The sequence below is a fragment of the Halomonas sp. SIMBA_159 genome, from assembly GCF_046536035.1.
GTDB classification, from domain to species: Bacteria; Pseudomonadota; Gammaproteobacteria; order Pseudomonadales; family Halomonadaceae; genus Vreelandella; species Vreelandella venusta_A.
In genome coordinates, this window is the sequence record NZ_JAWJBT010000999.1 from 1 (window position 1) to 256 (window position 256).

At 52.0% G+C, this 256-nt stretch carries 1 rRNA gene; it reads right to left on the bottom strand.

The features are described 5' to 3' along the window. A 23S ribosomal RNA gene (locus R0J87_RS22250) occupies positions 1-255 on the bottom strand; the annotation flags it as partial. Between the last annotated feature and the right edge of the window lies 1 nt (position 256).

The following is a 256-nucleotide window of genomic DNA, read 5'->3' on the forward strand; positions in this document are numbered from 1 at the left end:
GTTATAGTTACGGCCGCCGTTTACCGGGGCTTCGATCAAGAGCTTCTCCGAAGATAACCCCATCAATTAACCTTCCGGCACCGGGCAGGCGTCACACCGTATACGTCATCTTTCGATTTTGCACAGTGCTGTGTTTTTAATAAACAGTTGCAGCCACCTGGTATCTGCGACTCTCAGCAGCTCCATCCGCGAGGGACTTCACCGCCAAGAGCGTACCTTCTCCCGAAGTTACGGTACCATTTTGCCTAGTTCCTTC